The organism is Micromonospora sp. IBHARD004 (assembly GCF_052814115.1).
On the sequence record NZ_CP199934.1, the window covers coordinates 4,391,652 to 4,410,845 of the forward strand.

The following is a 19,194-nucleotide window of genomic DNA, read 5'->3' on the forward strand; positions in this document are numbered from 1 at the left end:
CCCGAGCGACGGACACGAGCAGGGCGGACGGTGACATGGATCCACTGAGCACCCTCTGGGAGACCTTCTTCGACTGGGACTCCATGCGGCAGGCGCTGCCGGAGATGCTGACGGTCGGGTTGCCCAACACGCTGATCCTGGCGATCACCGCCGCCCTGCTCGGTTCGATGCTGGGCATGCTGCTGGCCGTCGCCGGCATCTCGCGTACCCGTTGGTTGCGGTGGCCGGCTCGGGTCTACACGGATGTGTTCCGCGGCCTGCCGGCGGCGGCGACCATCCTGCTGATCGGCGTCGGCCTGGCGCCGCTCGGGATGCAGGCGTGGGGGCCGAACCCGTATCCCCTGGGGATCCTGGCGCTGTCGCTGATCGCCGCCGCCTACATCGGGGAGATCTTCCGCGCCGGCATCCAGAGCGTCGAGGCGGCGCAGCTGGAGGGCGCCCGGGCGCTCGGCCTCCCCTGGGGCGAGGCAATGCGGCTGGTGATCATCCCGCAGGGCGTACGCCGGGTCCTGCCGGCCTGGGTCAACCAGCTGATCGCGCTGATCAAGGACTCCAGCCTGGTCTACTTCCTCGGTCTGGTCGCCAGCCAGCGGGAGCTGTTCCGGATCGGACAGGACCACGCCGCGACCACCGGCAACGAGTCGGCGCTGCTGCTGGCCGGCCTCTTCTACCTGACCCTGACCATCCCGCTGACCCACGCCGTCAACGCGATCGACCGGCGCCTGCGCCAGGGCCGGGCGACCGCCGCGCCCGACGACGCCGAGGACGACGCGGGGCTGGCGCTGGCCGGCGAGGCCGCGCTGCCCACGAGCGGACGGAAGGACCCCCGATGAGCACCACCACCACCACCACCGCCACCTCGGTCAGCCTCGGCGTCCGCGACGTCCACCTCGCCTTCGGCGCCAACCGCGTGCTGCGCGGCGTCGACCTGGACGTGCCCCGGGGCGCGACGGCGTGCGTGATCGGGCCGTCCGGCTCCGGAAAGTCCACTCTGCTGCGTACGGTCAACCGGCTGATCGAGCCGGACCGGGGCGACGTCCTGCTCGACGGGCGCAGCGTGCTGAGCGACGACCCGGACGCCCTGCGGCAGCTGATCGGCATGGTCTTCCAGCAGTTCAACCTCTTCCCGCACATGACCGTGCTGCGCAACATCACCCTCGCGCTGCGCCGGCTCAAGAAGCTGCCCGAGGACGAGGCGGTGCAGCTCGCGCGGACCCAGCTGGAGCTGGTCGGCCTGGCCGGCAAGGCGGACGCCCGGCCGGCGCATCTCTCCGGCGGTCAGCAGCAGCGGGTGGCGATCGCCCGCGCCCTGGCCCTGCAACCGCAGGTCATGCTCTTCGACGAGGCAACCTCGGCGCTCGACCCGGAGCTGGTCAAGGGCGTGCTCGGGGTGATGGCGGACCTCTCCGCCGGCGGCATGACCATGGTGGTGGTGACCCACGAGATGGGCTTCGCCCGCGAGGTCGCCGACACGGTGGCCTTCATGGACCACGGCGTGGTCCTCGAGGCCGGCGAGCCGGCCGCCATCTTCGAGTCCCCGGAGCACCCCCGGCTGCGCCGCTTCCTCTCCCAGGTGCTCTGACCCCGCCCTCCACTCGCCGGCCGCGAAAGCGTCTGTCCCGTTACGACGATCAACTTCCCGGGTAGAAGCCCGGGTGGCCGGAATCGTCGGTCCGGTGGTGCGCCGGTCCGCTTGGAGAGGGTGCGGACAGTGCGAGGTTGGTGGAAGGCCGCCGTCGGGCGGTTGCGGGACGGCTGGATCCCGGTCGTCGAGGCCGCGCTCGCCGCGACCGTCGCGTGGCTGATCGCGGCGCGGCTGATCGGGCACCCGGACCCGTTCTTCGCGCCCAGCGCCGCGCTGATCGTCCTCGGCGAGTCCCGGGGGCAGCGGATCCGGCAGACCATCGAGCTGATCCTCGGCGTGGCCGGCGGCGTGCTCATCGCCGACCTGATGGTGCACGCGCTCGGACCGGGCACCGGGACCATGCTGATCGTGCTGCTGCTGACCCTCGGCATCACGGTGGCCGCCGGGGCGAGCAGCACGCTGGTCATCCAGACCGCGGTCTCCGCGCTCTACCTGGTCGTGGTGGCCGCCCCGAAGGGCGAGTTCGTGCCGTTCCGCTTCGTCGACGCGCTGATCGGCGGCGCGGTGGCGCTCGCCGCGAGCCAGCTCGTGACGGCCCGCGACCCGCTCGCGCCGCTGGTCACCGAGGCCCGGCAGACCTTCACCGACCTGGCCGAGCTGCTCGACCGGATCGACGACGCCCTCGACCGGTGCGACGAGACGGCCGCCCAGGCCGCGCTGGACCGCGCCCGCCAGGTGGACGGCTGCGTGGAGCGGTTGCGGAAGGCCGTCCAGGCCTGCGGCGAGACCCTGCGGCTGCGGGTCCGCCGCCGCCGGCACCTCGGCCAGATCGAGGAGGTCGAGGCCACCACCCGGCAGCTCGACTACGCCGTACGCAACATCCGGGTGCTGGCCCGCAACGCCAGCACGCTGACCCGGCTGCACACGGCGACGCCGCCGGAGCTGGGCGCCGCGATCCGCGCGCTCGCCGAGGCGGTACGCGCCGCCGGCGCGGCGCTCGCCACCGACCTGACCGGCCACGACGACGCCGACCGGCACGTCGGCCGGGCCGACGAGGCGGCCCTGGAGGCGGTCCGCATCGGCGCCGAGCTGCTCGACTCCGACCCACCGCTCCCGGTTGTGATGATCGTCGGGCAGATCCGGGCCACCGCCATCGACCTGCTGCGCGGCGTGGGCGAGGACGACGTCGCGGTGCTCACCCGGGTCGACGAGGCGCTCGGCCTGCCGGCGGTCTGACCGGCGCTCACCCGCCGCAGCGGTCGGAGAGGGCGTACCGGGTCAGCACCACGTCGTCGATCTGGCGAACCTCCAGCACCCGGGCGCGCCGGCCGGGGTGCCAGGGGAACCGGCCGTCCCCGACGAAGCGCGGCGCCCGGCCGTCGCCGACGAAGAACGGCGCGACCACCAGGTGCAGCTCGTCGGCGAGGCCGGCGCTGAGGAACTGGGCGTGCACGGCGCCGCCGCCCTCGACCATCAGCCGGCGTACGCCCCGCGCGGCCAGGTCGGCCAGCACCGCACCCGGGCCGGCCGGCTCGCCGGCGTCGACCACGGTCGCCACCTCACCCAGCCGCTCCCGGGTCTTCTCCAGCGCGCCGCTCGGGCAGTACACCAGCTTGGTCGCCTCGCCCATGGTGAAGAAGCGGGCCGTCGGGTCGAGGTCCCCGCTGGCGGTGACCGTGACCTTCACCGGGGACGGCGGCAGGCCCCGGGCCAGCCGCTCGGCCCGGCGCCGGTCGGAGCGCACCAGCAGCCGCGGGTCGTCCAGCCGGACGGTGTTCGCGCCGACCATGATGGCGTCGCAGCCGGCCCGGACCGCGTCGATCCGGTCCAGGTCGTCGGCGTTGGACAGCAGCAGCCGCTCGGCCGAGGCGTCGTCGATGTACCCGTCGATCGACATCGCGCAGCTGAGCAGCACGTACGGCCGGCCGGTCACGGCACGAACGGGAGGTCGAGGGCGTGGTCGCCGCGGCTGGCCTTCGCCGCCAGGTAGCCGGCGTTGGCCGGGGAGAGGTGCACGCCCGTCGGCACCCGCTCGGCCACCGTCACGCCGAGCCGGTCGAGCTGGTCGGCCTTGCCCGGGTTGTTGCTGAGCAGGGCGACCCGGGCCACGCCCAGCGCGGCCAGCATCTGCGCGGCGACCGTGTAGTCGCGCTCGTCCGCGCCCCGGCCCAGCGCCAGGTTCGCCTCGTACGTGTCCAGGCCGGCGTCCTGCAGGGCGTACGCGTCGAGCTTGGCGTACAGGCCGATGCCGCGCCCCTCCTGGCGCAGGTAGAGCAGGAAGCCGTCGGCCTCGGCGATGCGCTCGACCGCCTCCCGCAGCTGCGGGCCGCAGTCGCAACGCTGGCTGCCGAAGACGTCCCCGGTCAGGCACTCGCTGTGCGGCCGGACCAGGGGCGGCGGCCCACCGGTGGCCTGCCCGTCCACGGTCGACGCCCAGTCGCCGAGGCCGAACGCGAGATGTTCCCGGCCGTCCACCAGGCCGTCGAACGAGAAGACCCGGGCGGTCGTGACGTACCCGTCGGGGAACCGCAGGGGGACCGTGACCTGGTTCCGGACCGTCGCCACCGGCAGCGCTTCGTCCATTGCTCTCCTCCGTCCGGCGCGGCCGGACGCGCCGGCAGCGCACACCAAGGTCCACGGTAGGCGCGGTCAGCGATCGGTGCTGGCCGCCGTGGCCCGGAACCGGCGCACCACCAGCACGGCCGCGCCGGGCAGGCTCGCGACGAGCACCAGCGCGCCGTACACCATGGCGGCGGCGACGCCCTGCGCGGCGGTCAGGCCGGCGGCGGCGAAGGCCCACGCGGCGACCCCCTCGCGCGGGCCGAACCCGCCGACGTTGGCCGGCAGCCCCATCGCCAGCAGGGCCAGCAGCGTCAGCGGCACCAGCCGGGACAGCGGCGCGTCGGCGCCCGCGGTGCGCGCCGCGACCACGAAGGTGGCCAGGTGGCCGGCGACCACCACGGCGGAGGCGACCACCACGCCCACCCAGGTGCGCCGGGCAAGCAGGCCGGACCGGACATCGGCCACCGCGGTGCGCAGCGCCCGCCCCCACCGGGACGCGCCGGAGCGGGGCGCCGCCCGGGCGAGCAGGGCCAGGCCCAGCCCGGCGGCGAGCAGCGCGCCGGTCACCGCCGGCAGGTACGGCCGGACCGGCGAGGGCAGCGCCGCCAGCACCACCACGGCGATGACGAGCTGGACGACCTGTCCGGCGGTGCGTTCCCAGACCACCGCGCGGATGCCCCGGCCGACATCGCCGGCGTCCCGGCCGTGCCGCACCGCGCGGTGCACGTCGCCCAGCACCCCGCCGGGGAGGGTCGAGTTGAGGAAGACCGCGCGGTAGCAGTGCGCCACCGCGGCGCCCATCGGCAGCCGCACGCCGAGGCCGCCCGCGACCAGCGCCCACCGCCAGGCGCAGCAGACGGTGGTGACCAGGCCGATGGCGAGGGCCGCGGCGAGCGCCGGGCCGTCGATCAGCCGCAGCCCGTCGAGGAACGGCCCGGTGCCCACCCACCAGACCAGGGCGGCGAGCACCCCGAGCCCACCGAGCGTGCGGACCCAGGCCCACGGCGACCGGGCCGCGGGGCTCGCCGCCGGCGCGGCCGGGGACGCGGCGGTCGCCACCGGGGGTACGACGGGCGCGGCGATGGTCGCGTGCGACAAGCGGTCCTCCCTCAGTCCACCTGGTGTCACGTACGGCGGGGCCGTCCGGTTCACCCGCCGGCCAGCAGGTCGGCGTGGTGCAGCAGCACCCGCAGCCGGCCCTGGGCCGCCTCGGCCAGCCTCCGCCGCCGGTACGCCCCGGCCGCGGCGGCCAGCTCCGGCCGCTGCTCGACGGCCGCGTCGAGCCAGCCGGCCAACCACTCGGCGGTCAGCGCCGCCTGCTCCGGGCCGAGCCGCCACGGGCTGGGCCGGACCAGCACCTCGATCCCCCGCCCGGTGAACGCCGCCCGGGTGGCCTCGACCGCGGCCGGCCCGAGCAGGGCGCGGCCGTCGACGGTACGGCGCTGGTGCGCGTTGAACGCCGCGGCGAACTCGGCGTCCAGCGGGTCGGCCGGGGTGAACTCGACCCGGCCGACCACGGTGAGCATGAACAGCGTGGGATGCCCGGCGCAGGCCGCCACCACCCGCTCGACCTCCTCGGCGGTGAGCATGTCCAGCAGCGCCGACGCGGTGACCAGGCCGGCGCCGGCGAGGTCCGCGGCGGTCAGCCGGGTGATGTCGGCGCGCCGGGTCTCGGCGGTGACCGGGCTGCCGTCGGCGGCGGCGTCGACCAGGTCGGCGGCGGCCCGGTCCAGCAGGCCGGCGTCCCGGTCGTACAGGATCCAGTGCTGCGGCCCGGGCAGCAGCGGCGCCAGCCAGCGCGCCATCGAGCCGGTCCCGGTGCCCAGGTCGTGCACGACCAGCGGCCGGTCACCGGTCAGCCGGCGGCGGAGCACGTCGACCAGTCCGGTGGCGCGGGCCGCGGCGTCGGCGGGCTCGCGCAGCCGCAGCCAGCCCGCGAAGTCGGGCGGGAGTGTGGTCATGCCGCCGTCGCCTCCTTGAGTACGGCCGCCAGGCGGGTCGAGGTGACCGCCCAGTCGGTGAGGGTGTCCCGCCGGTCCCGGGCGGACCGGCGCAGCCGGGCCCGCAGCGCGGGGTCGGTGAGCCAGCGGCGCAGCGCGCCGGCCAGCGCGTCCGGGTCGTCGGGCGGCACGAGCAGGCCGGGCCGGCTGCCGTCGGGGGCGCGCCCGAGCGCCTCGGGCAGCCCGCCGACGTCGGTGCCCAGCACCGGTACGCCCCGGGCCAGCGCCTCGGTGACCACCATCCCGTACGTCTCCCCCCGCGAGGCGAGCACCAGCAGGTCGGCCCGGGCGTACGCGTCGTGCAGGGCCGCGCCGGTGCGGGGGCCGGCCAGGCGGATCCGGCCGGTGAGGCCGGCGCCGGTGAGCTGCCCGCGCAGCCGGTCGACGAAGCCGGGATCCCGGGTCAGCGCGCCCACGCAGTCACAGGTCCAGGGCAGGTCGGCGACCGTGGCCAGCGCCGCGGCGAGCACGTCGTGGCCCTTGTGCGGGGTGACCGCCGCGACGCAGAGCAGCGCCGAGCCGGCCGGCGAGCCGGTGGCCTCCGGCGCCGGGTCCACCCCGGGCGGGGCCGCCCGGACGCGACCGGCCGGGAAGGCGTACCGGTCGAGCAGCCGGCGGCGGGTCCACTCGCTGGTGGTGACCACGGCGGTGGCGGCGGCCAGGGCCTCGGCCTCGGCGTCGGTCTCCAGCGGCAGGTGCACGAGCACCACCAGGCGCAGCCGGCGGGCCTGCGGCGCCAGCACCTCCGGCACGGTCGAGGCGACCAGCCCGTCGAGCAGCACCAGCGCGCCGTCGGGCAGCCCCGCGAGCACCCCGGCGAGGGCGGCCCGCTCCCCCGCCCCCGGTCGCGGCCAGCCACCGGGCACGGGATGCTCCCGGACGGTCCAGCCGGCCGCGGCGAGCCCCCGGCAGACCCGGCGGTCGTAGCCGTTGCCGCCGCTGGGGGTGGCCGGATCGTCGATGTCGCCCGGCAGCACCACGTGCACCGTGGCCATCCGCTACAGCGACCGCTCGTAGCTGGCCCAGGCGACGTGCGACTCGTGCAGGGTGACGGTGATGCCGGCCAGGCCGCGCGCGCCGTCGCCGAGCCGGCCGGCGTGCACCCGCTCGGCGAGCCGGTCGGCGACCGTGCGGGCCAGCACCTCGGTGGTGGTGTTCACCCCGGCGAAGTCGGGCTCGTCGTCCAGGTTGCGGTACGTCAGCTCGCCCAGGACGGCCTTGAGCTGCTCGGTCGCCAGGCCGATGTCGACGACGATCCCGTCGGCGTCGAGGTCGGGGCGGCGGAAGGTGGCGTCGACGACGAAGGTGGCGCCGTGCAGCCGCTGGGCGGGTCCGAAGACCTCGCCGGTGAAGCTGTGGGCGATCATCATGTGGTCACGGACGGTCACGCTGAACACGGATCACTCCCCGTCGTAGGTGATGAGGTGGCAGAGCGCGGGCAGCCGGCCCGTGCTCAGTCGGTCGAGCACGTCGGGCAGCTCCGCGAAGCGGGACCGGCCGGTGAGCAGCGCGTCGAAGGTCGGCTCGGCGAGCAGGTCCAGGGCCAGCGCCAGCCGGTCGGCGTAGCTCCGGTCGGCCCGCCGCGGCGACACCGTACCCACCTGGCTGCTCTGGATGCGCAGTCGTCGCGAGTGGAACGCCCCGCCGAGGGAGAGCGTGACCGGGCGGTCGCCGTACCAGCTCAGCTCCAGCACGGTGCCCTCCGGGCGGAGCAGCTCCAGCGAGCGTTGCAGGCCGTCGGCGCTGGCGCTGGCGTGCACCACCAGGTCCCGCCCGACGGCGGCGTCGGCGGGGAGGGCGAAGTCGACGCCGAGCGCGGCGGCCACCCCGGCCCGCGCCGGGTCGGCGTCGACCAGCTCGGTCCGGACCCCGGGGAAGCGGGCCAGCAGGGCGGCGACGGAGCAGCCGACCATGCCGCCACCGACCACGGTGACCCGGTCGCCGACCAGCGGCGCGGCGTCCCAGAGCGCGTTCACCGCGGTCTCCACCGTGCCGGCCAGCACGGCCCGGGCCGCCGGCACCGCCTCCGGTACGACCACCACCGCGTCGGCCGGCACGACGTACGCGCTCTGGTGCGGGTGGAGGCAGAAGACGGTCCGCCCGCGCAGCGCGTCGGGCCCCTCCTCGACCTCCCCGACGCTGAGGTAGCCGTACTTCACCGGGGCCGGGAAGTCGCCCTCCTGGAACGGGGCGCGCATGGTGGCGTACTGATCGGCGGGGACCCGGCCGGCGAAGACCAGGGTCTCGGTGCCCCGGCTGACGCCCGAGTAGCGGGTGCGGACGAGGACCTCGTCCGGGCCGGGGGCGGGGAGGGTCACCGACCGGATCTCGCCCTCGCCGGGGGCGCGGAGCCAGAAGGCGCGGGCGTCGCGAGTCACGAATTTCCCTCTTTCCGCATCCGGACCGAACCGGACGGCCGAATTTCCCGTGTTGAGTGGCAGGGTTGTCGATCATAGACACGGAGGCAGGGTGTCCACGGTTCGAAATGGCCCGGTACTCGGGCTGATCGCCCAGTTCGTCCTGCTGGCGGGGCTGGCCGGCACGGTCGGGCTCGGCGCGGCGGGCTGGCTGGCCGGCCTCGCCTACGGCGCGACCCTGTGCGGCCTGCTGCTGCGCGGCCTGCGGGCGGCCGGCGCGGACGCGCTCGGCCCGGCGGACCGGGTGACCCTGACCCGGGCGGTCCTGGTCGGCGGCGTGCTGGCCCTGACGGTGGACGCCTGGTCGCGGCCGGCGCCGGTGGCGGTGCTGGTCCCGCTCACCGCCGTGGCGTTGGCGCTCGACGCGGTCGACGGCCGGGTGGCCCGGCGCACCGGGACCGCGAGCGACCTCGGCGCGCGGTTCGACATGGAGGTCGACGCGTTCCTGATCCTGGTGCTCAGCGTCCACCTGGCGCCGGCCGTCGGCGGCTGGGTGCTGGCCATCGGCGGGATGCGGTACGCCTTCGTCGTCGCGGGCTGGCTGCTGCCCTGGATGCGCGGCGCGCTGCCACCGCGCTACTGGCGCAAGGTCGTCGCGGCCGCGCAGGGCGTCGTGCTGGCCGCCGCGTCCGCCGCCGCGCTGCCCCCGGCCGCGACGACCGTGCTGGTGGCGGGCGCGCTGGCGATGCTGGTCGAGTCGTTCGGCCACGACGTCGCCTGGCTGTGGTGGCACCGCCCCGCCGCCGTCCCCGTCCCGCCGGCCACCGTCCCGGTTCCGCACGTGACCGTGCCGCACGTGCCCGTCCGGCACGTCACCGTCCGGCACGTGCCCGTCCGGCCCGTCACCGTCCCGCGCGCCATGCGGGTCACCGTCACCCGCGCCACGCACGTCGCCGCCACCGGCGAGCCGGCCGCGGCCCGGTGGACGGCCCACCAGCCGGTCTGAGCCGACCGGCACGACAGCCAGCACGCCGGGCACCGCAGGAAGGACCGAGATTGTCACTCTTCACGCGCTTCCGCCGACCGGCAGTGGCACCGGCGGACGACGACGGCGCCCCCTCGACGGTGGTCGCAACCCGGGGCCGCCGCGTCGTGGCGGGCGCCCTCACCGGGCTCGCCGCGGTGCTGGTGCTGGCCGCGCTCGTGGCACCGGACCAGTTGGGCCGGCTCCGGCCCGGCGCGTTCCTGCGGATCCCGGTGGAGGCGCTGGTCGCCGTCGCGCTGCTGCTCGTCCTGCCGGCCCGGGCCCGCCGGCCGGTGGCCGTGGCGCTCGGTCTGGCGCTCGGCCTGCTGACCGTGCTCAAGCTGCTCGACATGGGCTTCTTCGTGGCCCGCGACCGGCCGTTCGACGTGCTGCTCGACTGGGGACTCTTCGACGACGGCTTCGGCTTCCTCACCGACTCGGTCGGCCGGGGCGGCGCGGTCGCCGCGGCGGCCGGGGTGCTGCTCCTCGCCGCCGCGCTGTTCGTCCTGCTCACCCTGTCGGTGCTGCGGCTGACCCGGCTGGTGGTCCGGCACCGCCCCGCCACGGTCCGCGCCGTCGCGGCGCTGGCCGTGCTCTGGCTGGTCGGCGCCGTGTTCGGGGTGCGGCTCGCCCCCGGCGTGCCGGTCGCGGACCGGGAGGCGACCACGCTGGTCGCGGCGCACGCCGGCCAGGTGCGGGCCGGCCTCCACGACCGGGAGGCGTTCGCCGGTGAGGCGGCCACCGACGCCTTCCGGGAAGTCCCCGGCGACGGGCTGCTGACCGGGCTGCGCGGCAAGGACGTGCTGGTCGCATTCGTGGAGAGCTACGGCCGGGACGCGGTCGAGGACCCGGAGTTCGCCCCGCAGGTCGACGCGGTGCTCGACGACGGCTACCGCCGGCTGCGGGCGGCCGGATACGACGCCCGCAGCGGCTTCCTCACCTCCCCCACCTTCGGCGGCGGGAGCTGGCTGGCCCACGCCACGCTGCTCTCCGGGCTCTGGATCGACAACGACCAGCGCCACCGGGACCTGCTGGCCGGGGACCGGCTGACCCTCAACGGCGCGTTCCACCGGGCCGGCTGGCAGACGGTGGGTGTCATGCCGGCGGCCACCCAGCCCTGGCCGGAGGGGAAGTTCTTCGGGTACGACCGCTACTACGACGCCGAGAAGCTGGCCTACCGCGGCCCGAAGTTCAGCTACGCGCCGATGCCCGACCAGTACACCCTCGCCACCTTCCAGCGGCTGGAGCGGGACCGGCCGCACGCCCCGCTGATGGCGGAGATCCCGCTGGTCTCCAGCCACTCCCCCTGGTCGGCCATCCCGAAGCAGGTCGGCTGGGACGCGGTCGGCGACGGCTCGATCTTCCACGACGCCGCCACCAGCACGGGCGGCAGCCGGGACGTGGTGCAGCGCGACGCCAGGCAGATCCGCGCCGACTACCGGCGTTCCATCGAGTACACGCTCGACACCCTGGTCTCCTACGTGCTGACGTACGGCGGGGACGACCTGGTGCTGGTCTTCCTCGGCGACCACCAGCCGGCCGCGGCGGTCACCGGTGAGGGCGCCAGCCGGGACGTGCCGATCACCGTGGTGGCGCACGACCCGAAGGTGTTCGACCGGATCGCCGGCTGGGGCTGGCAGGACGGGCTGCGGCCCGGGCCGCGGGCCCCGGTGTGGCGGATGGACACCTTCCGGGACCGCTTCCTCACCGCGTTCGGCCCGCAGGGCGCCCGGTGACCGGTCCGGCGCCGGTCAGGCCGCCGCGCGGCGGTCCCGCGCCCGCCGCGCCGGCGTCTCCCGGGGTTCGGACCCCCGGCCGGCCGACGTGCCGGCGCGGGCCAGGCGCATCGCCCGCCGGGCGTTGACCATCGGCTCGCACGGGGCGCTCTGGTGGCCGCAGAGCAGGCTGGGACACCGGCCCTCCTCGTCCGGCTCGTGCGCGGCGGCGACGTCGTACGCCGCCCGCCACAGCAGCGGGTCCGTCACGTCGTCCGGCAGGACGGCGTCGCGGCTGGACCGGGTTTGTGTCGTGTCGGGCACGCCGAACCCCTCTCGTCGTCGCTCTCTGTCTGACTGACCCGTCAGGACCAGGTCAAACCTCCCTCAGCGGGGCGGCGGCGTCCACGAGACGGCGGTCACGCCGGGCCGTCGCCCCCGGTCACGCCGGGTAGGCGTGCGTCTCGGCGGCCTTGACCGCCGCCCAGACCGGCTGGCCGGGAGCGAGCCGCAGGTGGGCCGCCGCGGCGGGAGTGACGTCCGCGGCGACCGTGATCGGGCCGTCGAGCTGGACCCGCAGGTTGTCGCCGTGCCGCTGCACCCCGCCGACGGTGGCCGGCCAGACGTTGCGGGGGCTGCCGTCGGGTCGGGCCGGGTGCAGGGCGACCGCGGCGGGCGGAAAGGCGACGAAGGCGTCCCCGACGACCCGGTCCGCCGCGGTGAGGGTCAGCTCGCCGACCTGGACGGTGTGCCCGTCGGCGCGGCCGCGGTGCAGGTTGAGCCCGACCAGCCGGGCCACGTAGTCGGTGCGCGGCCGGGCGGTGACGCTGGCCGCGTCGCCCTCCTGGACGACCCGCCCGTGCTCGACGATGAGCAGCCGGTCGGCGAGCACGAAGGCGTCCAGCGGGTCGTGGGTGACCAGCAGCGTCGCGCCGGAGTGGCCGCCGAGGTGCCGCTGGAGCTCGGCCCGGGTGTCCAGCCGGGTGCCCGCGTCCAGGGCGGCGAGCGGCTCGTCGAGCAGCAGCAGGGTCGGGTCGACGGCGAGCGCCCGGGCGAGGGCGACCCGCTGGGCCTGCCCACCGGAGAGCTGCCGGGGCCGGCGGCGGGCCTGCTCGGCCAGGCCGACCCGGGCCAGCCAGCCCTGCGCCCGGTCGCGCGCGGCCCGCCGGTCGGCGCCGTGCCGGCGGGGGCCGAACGCGACGTTGTCCAGCGCGCTGAGGTGCGGAAAGAGCAGGTAGTCCTGGAACACGACGCCCACCGGGCGCCGCTCGGGCGGAACCCAGCGCCGCCGGTCGGGGCGGTCGAGGTCGACACCGCCGAGGGTGAGGTGGCCGTCGGTGAGCGGGTCCAGGCCGGCCAGCGCCCGCAGCGCGGTGGTCTTGCCGGCGCCGTTCGGGCCGAGCAGCGCGACGACCTCGCCGCCGGCGATCCGCAGCCGGACGTCGAGGTGGAAGGCCCCCCGGTCGGCGACCAGGTGCGCGTCCAGCAGGGGCGGGGCGGTCACGGGGCGCCGACCCAGCGGTCCCGCAGCCCGGCCAGGATGGCGACGGAGACGGCGAGCAGGATGAGGCTGAGCACGATCGCGGCCGGCAGGTCGGTCTCCAGGGCGAGGTAGACGGCGAGCGGCATGGTCTGCGTCCGGCCGGGATAGTTGCCGGCGAAGGTGATGGTGGCGCCGAACTCGCCGAGGGCCCGCGCCCAGCAGAGCACCGCCCCGGCGGCGACGCCGGGGGCGACCAGCGGCAGGGTGACGTGGGTGAACGTGATCCAGCGGCCGGCGCCGAGGGTGGCGGCGGCCTCCTCGTAGCGCGGGTCCGCGCCGCGCAGCGCGCCCTCGACGGCGATGACCAGGAACGGCATGGCGACGAACGCCTCGGCGAGCACCACCCCGGTGGTGGTGAACGGCAGGGTCACCCCGAAGGTGGCGTCCAGCCAGGAACCGAGCAGCCCGCGGCGGCCGAACACCAGCAGCAGCGCCACCCCGCCGACCACCGGGGGCAGCACCAGCGGGACGGTGACCAGTGCCCGGACCAGGCGTCGGCCGGGGAACTCGAGCCGGGCCAGCAGCCACGCCAGGGGCACGCCGAGGACGACGCAGAGCAGCGTGGCGAGGGTGGCGGTCTGCAGGGAGAGCCGCAGCGCGGTGAGCACGCCGGGCTGGGCCAGCCGCTGCGGCAGGGTGGTCCACGGGGCGCGGGCGAGCAGCCCGACCAGCGGCAGGACGAGGAAGAGCAGCCCGAGCCCGGCGGGCAGGAGCAGCGCAAGGGGCACCCGGCGCCGGGGCCGCCGCATCGGGCGGGCCGCCCGAGCGGCGGTGTCGCGGGCCGGCACCTACGCCTGCGGGGGCTGGAATCCGGCGGCGGTGAGCACCGCCCGGCCGGCGTCGGAACGGACGTGGTCGACGAAGGCGCGGGCGGCGGCCGGGTCGCCCGCCCGCTTGAGCACGACGATCGGGTAGTCGTTGATCGCGCGTGCCGACTCGGCGAACTCGACCGCGTCCACGTCGGACCCGGCGGCGCGGGCGTCGGTGCGGTAGACCAGCGCGGCGTCGACCTCGCCGAGCTTCACCTTGGCCAGCGCGCCCTTGACGTCCTGCTCCAGGGTGGCGGGGGTGAGTCGGGCGCCGGCCGCGTCGAGCGCCGTACGCGCCGCCGCCCCGCACGGCACCTGCTCGGCGCACTGCGCGACCTTCACCCCGGGCCGGGTCAGGTCGGCCAGGCCGCTGATCCGGCGGGGGTTGCCCCGGGGCACCGCGATGACGAGCTGGTTGCGGGCAAGAATGACCGGGCTCTCCGCGGCCTCGCCGGCGTCGGTCACGGTTCGCATGGTGGCGGGTGAGGCGGCGGCGAAGACGTCGGCCGGGGCGCCCTGGGTGATCTGGTTGGCCAGCGCCGAGCTGCCGGCGAAGTTGAAGGTCACCGTCGTGCCGGGGTGGGCGGCCTCGAAGTCCCTGCCGAGCCGGGTGAAGGTCTCGGTCAGCGAGGCGGCGGCGAAGACGGTGACCCGCCCGCCGCCGGCCTTGCCGGCGGGCGCGCCGCCACCGCCGCAGCCGGCCAGGCCCAGGGTCAGCGCGGCCACCCCGGCGAGGGCGGCACGGATCCACCGTACGGTCACGGGCTGGTCCTTCCCCTGGGGGCGGTGGCGCGTTCCACCACGACGGTCGTCGACTTGATCACGGCCACGGCCACCGATCCGACCGTCAGGTCGAGGTCGTCGACGGCCTCGCGGCTCATCAGCGACACGATGCGGAACGGCCCGGCCTGGATGTCGACCTGCGCCATCACCGTGTCCTTGACGACCGCGGTGACGATCCCGCGCAGCCGGTTGCGGGCGGACGACAGCTCCGGGTGCCCCGGGGCACGGACGAACGCGGCCAGGTCGACGCCGTCGATGACCCGGTGACCGTGGTCGTCCCGGCTGGCGGCCAGCCGGCCGGCGTCGATCCAGCGGCGGACCGTGTCGGAACTGACGCCGAGCAGTTCGGCGGCCTCGCCGATCCGGAACACCGTCACGCGGTCACCCTAACGGACCGCACCTGCGATGAGGAAGCCGCTTGATCCCTGGCATCCTCAAGCCGGCAGACCCAGGATGGACCGCGCCTGCGGGCGGCGGCCGGAGGTCCGCCGGTGGGGCGGGTCGACGCCGTACCGGCCGGTGGGCGGCGGGCGGAGTCGGCGACGCCGGGGCCCGGACCGGGCCCCGGCGTCCCCGCCGTCACTGCGAATCGGGGGTCAGGCGGACCCGGCGGAGCAGCTGCGCGTTGAGCGCGACCACGATGGTGGAGGCGGACATGAGCACCGCGGCGATCGCCGGGCTGAGCGCTATCCCGGCCCAGGCCAGCACGCCGGCGGCGAGGGGGATGGCCACCACGTTGTAGCCGGCGGCCCAGGCCAGGTTCTGGAGCATCTTCCGGTACGACGCCCGGGACAGCCGGATCACGCCGGTGACGGCGCGCGGGTCGGAGGAGGCCAGGATCACCCCGGCCGACTCGATCGCCACGTCGGTGCCGGCGCCGATGGCCAGCCCCACGTCGGCGCGGGCCAGCGCCGGGGCGTCGTTCACGCCGTCGCCGACCATCGCCACGATGAGGCCACGGGCCTGGAGGTCGGCGACCGCCTTGTCCTTGTCGGCGGGGAGCACCTCGGCGAAGACCTCGTCCACGCCGGGGCGGAAGCCCAGGTCGGCGGCGACCGCCTCGGCGACCGGCCGGGCGTCTCCGGTGATCATGACGAGCTTCTTCACCCCCTGCTCGCGCAGCTCCGCGATCGCGGCGCGGGCCTCCGGCCGGACCTCGTCCTCTAGGGCGAAGCCGGCGGCCACCTCCGGCCGGCCGCCCTGCGGCAGCCGGACCAGGTGCAGCACCGCGGCGCCCCGCGCCGACCAGCCCTCCGCCGCTCTGGTCAGCTCGTCGGGGACCGCCACCCCGAGCTCCCGCAGCAGGGCCGGGCCGCCGACCGCCCAGGTGGCGTCGTCGACGACCGCCTGGACGCCCCGGCCGGTCAGCGACCGGAAGTCCCGGGCCCGGGACCGCAGGCCGCGGTCCTCCGCGGCCTGCACCAGCGCCCGGGCCAGCGGGTGCTCGCTGTCGGCCTCGACCGCTCCCGCGATCCGCAGCGCCTCGTCCTCGCCGAGCCCGTCGGCCGCGGCCACGCCGGCGAGGGTGTGCGTGCCCTTGGTCAGGGTGCCGGTCTTGTCGAACAGCACGGTGTCGACCGTCCGCATCCGTTCCAGGGCGAGACGGTCCTTGACCAGGATGCCGGCCCGGGCGGACAGCGCCGTCGACAGGGCGATCACCAGCGGGATGGCCAGCCCGAGGGCGTGCGGGCAGGCGATCACCAGCACGGTGACCGTCCGCACCACCGCCTGGTCGAGGTTGCCGGCCACCCCCCAGCCGAGGAACGTGACCACCGCGGCGACCGCGGCGACGTAGAACAGCAGCGCGGCGAACCGGTCGGCGAGCACCTGGGCGCGCCCGCTGGAGGCCTGCGCCTGCGCGACCAGCCGGCCGATGCCCGCGAGGGCGGTGTCCTCGCCGACGGCCTCGACGCGTACCCGCAGGGCGGAGTCGGTGGCGACGGTGCCGGCGACCACCCGGTCCCCGACGGCGCGCGACACCGGCCGGGACTCCCCCGTGATCATCGACTCGTCCAGTGCGGCGGCGCCGTCGACGATGCGGCCGTCGGCGGGGACGCGGCCGCCGGAGCGGACCAGCACCACGTCACCGACCCGGAGCTCGGCGAGGGGCACCCGCCGGACCTCGCCGTCGTCGACCCGTTCCGCGTCGTCGGGGAGCAGGGCCGCGAGGGCGGCCAGGGCGCCCTGCGCCTGACCGATCGCCTTCATCTCCTGCCAGTGCCCCAGCAGCATGATGGTCACCAGCGCCGCCAGCTCCCACCAGAAGTCCAGGTCGAAGGCGCCCAGAGTGGTGGCGACGGAGGCGGCGTACGCCACCACGAGCGCCACCGAGATCAGCAGCATCATCCCGGGCGTGCGGTCCCGCACCTCCCGGACGCCGCCGACGAGGAACGGCCAGCCGCCGTAGAAGAAGACCACCGAACCGAGGACCGGGCCGACCCACCTGATGCCCGGAAAGTCGATCGAGTAGCCGAACCACTCCATCACCATGTGGCTGGTGGCCACGATCGGCAGCGTCAACGCCAGGCTCAGCCAGAACTTGCGCCGGAACTGCTCGGGATCGTGCCCGGCGTGCTTGTCGTGCCCGCCGCCGTGGCCGTGGGGCCCGCCCTTCACCGCGTCCTGGTGCTCGGGCGTCCGGTGTTCGTGTTCCATCGAACTCCACCTCCACGGGCACCATATACCCCCTAGGGGTATAAGACAATGCTTCCGGGGTACCCCCGTGGGGTAGTGAACTTCGACCCCTGGTCAACGGCCATCCTTCCGTGTCCGACCGGCCCGGACCGGAGCAATGTCGAGGTCGGGAGCACGGAAGGAGACGGCGATGGGAACTCCGCGGGCGGCGTCACCCGGGGTCAACCGGCGGCGGCTGCTCGCCGGTCCCGCCGCGACCGTCGGCCTCGCCGGGACGGCCGGCGCGGCCGCCTGGGCCGACCGGGTCTTCGGCCCCCGGCTGGTCACCCCGGAGAGCCCTCCGTCGCCGGGACATCGGCGGGCGGTCCGGGTTAGCCTCGGGGCACGGTCGGCCCCGGGGAGCGGCATGAGCAGCCAGACGACGGAGACGGTGATGCCCGCGGCCTTCTTCGGCCACGGCAACCCGATGAACGCGCTCGAGGTCAACCGGTACACCACCGCGTGGCGGGACTTCGGGCGGGCGGTGCCGCGACCCCGGGCGATCCTGGTCGTCTCCGCGCACTGGTACATCGGCGCCACCGCCGTCACGGCCATGCCGCGACCCCGCACCATCCACGACTTCTACGGCTTCCCGCGGCAACTGTTCGACCTGGAGTACCCGGCACCGGGGCTGCCGGAGCTGGCCGAGGAGATCAGCGATGCCGTGCACCCCACCTGGGTCGGCGCCGACGTGGACTCCTGGGGCATCGACCACGGCACCTGGTCGGTGCTGACGCACGCCTTCCCCGACGCGGACGTCCCGGTGGTGCAGTTGAGCATCAACGCGTTCAAGGGGCTGGACTACCACCTGGACCTGGGGGCCCGGCTCGCGCCGCTGCGACAGCGCGGGGTGCTGGTCGTGGCCAGCGGCAACGTGGTGCACAACCTGGGCGGGGTGGACCCGCGGCTGACCGACGAGGGCTTCGACTGGGCGCGGCGCTTCGACGACGCGGCCCGGGAGATCCTGCTCGGCGCGCCGACCGAGGCGGCCCGGCTGGACGGCCACCGCGACTACGACCTGGCCGTCCCGACGCCGGACCACTTCATCCCGCTGCTGTACCTGGCCGGGCTGGCCGACACCGCCGCCGGCCGCCCGGAGGTGCTGGTCGACGGGTACGCGTACGGATCGCTCTCGATGACCGCGTACACCGTGGGGCTCAGCTGCCGGCCGGCGGCGCCGGCGACCGGCGCGCCCTCGCTGCCGGCCGACGTGCCGGCGGACTCGGCGAACATCTGACCGCGGCCCGCACGAGCCGCCGGCGCCGTCGGCGGCGGGCTTCACCGCTGCACCGGCCCGGCGCCGAGCCGGTGCAGTTCGGCCGAGACGGCCGCCGCGGCCACCGGATCGCCGGCCTGATCGGCGCAGCACGATGCCGCCGGCGACGGCACGGTGTCGACGTGTTGGAAAGCCGACCTGGCGACCCGGAGCCCGCGGGTCGCGGCGGTCAGCTGTCGGCGCGCCAGCGGTAGAACTCCCGGGCCGGGCCGCGCCAGGCCTCCGGGTTGTACGGGCTGATGAACGGGCTGAGGTCCGCCATGATCTTGGCAAAGGCCGGCTTCTTGTCGTGGTTCTCCCGAGCGGCCTCGGCGATCGACGCGTCCTGCTCCAGGAGGTGGACGTAGACGTCGTCGATCGAGTACAGCCAGCGCCCGGTGATGCCCAGCTGGACCGGCAGCGACCCGGCGTCGGACTCGGCGAAGATCCGCGCGACGTCGGGCTCGGCGCCGGGCTTGATCCGGCCGATGATCACGATCAGCGTCGTCTCCACCGACGCCTCACCGTCCGGCACCCAGCGGTAGAACTCCTTGGCGACGGAGTCGGAGGGGTTCTTCCAGTAGCTCGGGTACGGCGTCACGTACGGGGCGATGGCCTCGGCGATCTTCTGGAACGCGGGCAGCCCGCGGGTCTGGCCCGACACCTTGGGGTCCTGGTCGCGCTCGATGACGTGGATGTAGAGGTCCTCGTGGGAGAGCAGGATCCGCCCGATCACCCCGAGGTCCTGCGGCCGGGTCGTCTTGTCGTAGTAGCCGAAGACATCGCCGACGATGCCCTCACTGCCCGGAACCATGTGACAGACGATCACGTTTCGGAAGACCATGACTGCTCCTCGGATGAGTTTGACGGTGACTGAGTGGACAGTGA

At 75.6% G+C, this 19,194-nt stretch carries 18 protein-coding genes and 2 pseudogenes; 6 read left to right on the forward strand and 14 right to left on the reverse strand.

Annotation, left to right across the window (positions count from 1 at the left end; all coding sequences use genetic code 11):
* Nucleotides 1-35 precede the first annotated feature (35 nt).
* The 3 genes from ACTWO6_RS21395 (at nt 36) to ACTWO6_RS21405 (ending at nt 2,821) form a co-directional block, all read left to right on the forward strand.
* Nucleotides 36-833: an amino acid ABC transporter permease gene (locus ACTWO6_RS21395; protein ID WP_446215599.1), complete on the forward strand. Its 798-nt coding sequence runs from the start codon at nt 36-38 to the stop codon at nt 831-833.
* Nucleotides 830-1,582 carry an amino acid ABC transporter ATP-binding protein gene (locus ACTWO6_RS21400; RefSeq protein WP_446215600.1) on the forward strand — a complete coding sequence of 251 codons (753 nt, stop codon included), beginning with the start codon at nt 830-832 and terminating at the stop codon, nt 1,580-1,582. Before ACTWO6_RS21395 ends, ACTWO6_RS21400 begins: the two co-directional genes overlap by 4 nt.
* Nucleotides 1,583-1,711: 129 nt before the next feature.
* Nucleotides 1,712-2,821, forward strand: coding sequence for an FUSC family protein (locus tag ACTWO6_RS21405; RefSeq protein WP_446215601.1), 1,110 nt, complete (start codon nt 1,712-1,714; stop codon nt 2,819-2,821).
* Nucleotides 2,822-2,828: 7 nt separating this feature from the next.
* Here ACTWO6_RS21405 and ACTWO6_RS21410 read toward each other — a convergent pair whose 3' ends face one another.
* The 7 genes from ACTWO6_RS21410 to ACTWO6_RS21440 all read right to left on the reverse strand — a co-directional run bounded on the left by ACTWO6_RS21410 (nt 2,829) and on the right by ACTWO6_RS21440 (nt 8,525).
* Entirely contained in the window at nt 2,829-3,518 is a 690-nt protein-coding gene (locus tag ACTWO6_RS21410) for a RibD family protein (RefSeq protein ID WP_446215602.1), read from the reverse strand.
* The gene (locus tag ACTWO6_RS21415; RefSeq protein ID WP_446215603.1) at nt 3,515-4,168 is read right to left on the reverse strand and encodes a GTP cyclohydrolase II; all 654 of its coding nucleotides are present in this window, start codon (nt 4,166-4,168) and stop codon (nt 3,515-3,517) included. The genes ACTWO6_RS21410 and ACTWO6_RS21415 overlap by 4 nt, the downstream gene beginning before the upstream one ends.
* Nucleotides 4,169-4,234: 66 nt before the next feature.
* Entirely contained in the window at nt 4,235-5,206 is a 972-nt protein-coding gene (locus ACTWO6_RS21420; protein ID WP_446220721.1) for a lysylphosphatidylglycerol synthase domain-containing protein, read from the reverse strand.
* 89 nt (nt 5,207-5,295) lie between these two features.
* Nucleotides 5,296-6,108, reverse strand: coding sequence for a methyltransferase domain-containing protein (locus tag ACTWO6_RS21425; protein ID WP_446215604.1), 813 nt, complete (start codon nt 6,106-6,108; stop codon nt 5,296-5,298).
* Nucleotides 6,105-7,142, reverse strand: coding sequence for a glycosyltransferase family 4 protein (locus ACTWO6_RS21430; RefSeq protein WP_446215605.1), 1,038 nt, complete (start codon nt 7,140-7,142; stop codon nt 6,105-6,107). Before ACTWO6_RS21430 ends, ACTWO6_RS21425 begins: the two co-directional genes overlap by 4 nt.
* Before the next feature lie 3 nt (nt 7,143-7,145).
* A complete protein-coding gene (locus ACTWO6_RS21435; protein ID WP_446215606.1) occupies nt 7,146-7,544 on the reverse strand; it encodes a 6-pyruvoyl trahydropterin synthase family protein in 399 nt (132 codons plus the stop codon).
* 3 nt (nt 7,545-7,547) lie between these two features.
* Nucleotides 7,548-8,525, reverse strand: a complete 978-nt coding sequence (locus ACTWO6_RS21440) for a dehydrogenase (protein ID WP_446215607.1) — start codon at nt 8,523-8,525, stop codon at nt 7,548-7,550.
* A 91-nt stretch (nt 8,526-8,616) separates the two neighbouring features.
* On the opposite strand from ACTWO6_RS21440, the pseudogene ACTWO6_RS21445 reads away from it, so the two are divergent.
* Together ACTWO6_RS21445 and ACTWO6_RS21450 are read left to right on the forward strand one after the other, a co-directional pair.
* A pseudogene (locus tag ACTWO6_RS21445) lies at nt 8,617-9,342 on the forward strand (CDP-alcohol phosphatidyltransferase family protein); the annotation flags it as partial.
* A gap of 233 nt (nt 9,343-9,575) precedes the next feature.
* Nucleotides 9,576-11,264, forward strand: a pseudogene (locus ACTWO6_RS21450) (sulfatase-like hydrolase/transferase); the annotation flags it as partial.
* Between the two features lie 15 nt (nt 11,265-11,279).
* On the opposite strand, the gene ACTWO6_RS21455 reads toward ACTWO6_RS21450, so the two are convergent.
* The 6 genes from ACTWO6_RS21455 to ACTWO6_RS21480 form a co-directional block, all read right to left on the reverse strand.
* A complete protein-coding gene (locus tag ACTWO6_RS21455; RefSeq protein WP_446215608.1) occupies nt 11,280-11,567 on the reverse strand; it encodes a hypothetical protein in 288 nt (95 codons plus the stop codon).
* Nucleotides 11,568-11,685: 118 nt separating this feature from the next.
* Nucleotides 11,686-12,747, reverse strand: a complete 1,062-nt coding sequence (locus ACTWO6_RS21460) for an ABC transporter ATP-binding protein (protein WP_446215609.1) — start codon at nt 12,745-12,747, stop codon at nt 11,686-11,688.
* Nucleotides 12,744-13,535: an ABC transporter permease gene (locus ACTWO6_RS21465; RefSeq protein ID WP_446220722.1), complete on the reverse strand. Its 792-nt coding sequence runs from the start codon at nt 13,533-13,535 to the stop codon at nt 12,744-12,746. The genes ACTWO6_RS21460 and ACTWO6_RS21465 overlap by 4 nt, the downstream gene beginning before the upstream one ends.
* Nucleotides 13,536-13,574: 39 nt before the next feature.
* Nucleotides 13,575-14,342, reverse strand: coding sequence for a molybdate ABC transporter substrate-binding protein (gene modA / locus ACTWO6_RS21470; protein WP_446220723.1), 768 nt, complete (start codon nt 14,340-14,342; stop codon nt 13,575-13,577).
* Between the two features lie 11 nt (nt 14,343-14,353).
* Entirely contained in the window at nt 14,354-14,755 is a 402-nt protein-coding gene (locus tag ACTWO6_RS21475) for a TOBE domain-containing protein (RefSeq protein WP_446215610.1), read from the reverse strand.
* Between the two features lie 202 nt (nt 14,756-14,957).
* The gene (locus ACTWO6_RS21480) at nt 14,958-17,033 is read right to left on the reverse strand and encodes a heavy metal translocating P-type ATPase (RefSeq protein WP_446215611.1); all 2,076 of its coding nucleotides are present in this window, start codon (nt 17,031-17,033) and stop codon (nt 14,958-14,960) included.
* 169 nt (nt 17,034-17,202) lie between these two features.
* On the opposite strand from ACTWO6_RS21480, the gene ygiD reads away from it, so the two are divergent.
* The gene (ygiD, locus tag ACTWO6_RS21485; RefSeq protein WP_446215612.1) at nt 17,203-18,288 is read left to right on the forward strand and encodes a 4,5-DOPA-extradiol-dioxygenase; all 1,086 of its coding nucleotides are present in this window, start codon (nt 17,203-17,205) and stop codon (nt 18,286-18,288) included.
* Nucleotides 18,289-18,496: 208 nt separating this feature from the next.
* Here the strand turns inward: ygiD and ACTWO6_RS21490 are convergent, their stop codons facing one another.
* Nucleotides 18,497-19,150, reverse strand: a complete 654-nt coding sequence (locus ACTWO6_RS21490) for a TcmI family type II polyketide cyclase (protein ID WP_446215613.1) — start codon at nt 19,148-19,150, stop codon at nt 18,497-18,499.
* Nucleotides 19,151-19,194 lie beyond the last annotated feature (44 nt).

Excerpts from the sequence above, each read along its gene's own strand:
- ACTWO6_RS21395 (WP_446215599.1), top strand. The coding sequence starts at position 36 with ATGGATCCACTGAGCACCCTCTGGGAGACCTTCTTCGACTGGGACTCC.
- ACTWO6_RS21400 (WP_446215600.1), top strand. The coding sequence starts at position 830 with ATGAGCACCACCACCACCACCACCGCCACCTCGGTCAGCCTCGGCGTC.
- ACTWO6_RS21415 (WP_446215603.1), bottom strand. The coding sequence starts at position 4,168 with ATGGACGAAGCGCTGCCGGTGGCGACGGTCCGGAACCAGGTCACGGTC.
- ACTWO6_RS21425 (WP_446215604.1), bottom strand. The coding sequence starts at position 6,108 with ATGACCACACTCCCGCCCGACTTCGCGGGCTGGCTGCGGCTGCGCGAG.
- ACTWO6_RS21430 (WP_446215605.1), bottom strand. The coding sequence starts at position 7,142 with ATGGCCACGGTGCACGTGGTGCTGCCGGGCGACATCGACGATCCGGCC.
- ACTWO6_RS21465 (WP_446220722.1), bottom strand. The coding sequence starts at position 13,535 with ATGCGGCGGCCCCGGCGCCGGGTGCCCCTTGCGCTGCTCCTGCCCGCC.
- ACTWO6_RS21480 (WP_446215611.1), bottom strand. The coding sequence starts at position 17,033 with ATGGAACACGAACACCGGACGCCCGAGCACCAGGACGCGGTGAAGGGC.
- ygiD (WP_446215612.1), top strand. The coding sequence starts at position 17,203 with ATGGGAACTCCGCGGGCGGCGTCACCCGGGGTCAACCGGCGGCGGCTG.
- ACTWO6_RS21490 (WP_446215613.1), bottom strand. The coding sequence starts at position 19,150 with ATGGTCTTCCGAAACGTGATCGTCTGTCACATGGTTCCGGGCAGTGAG.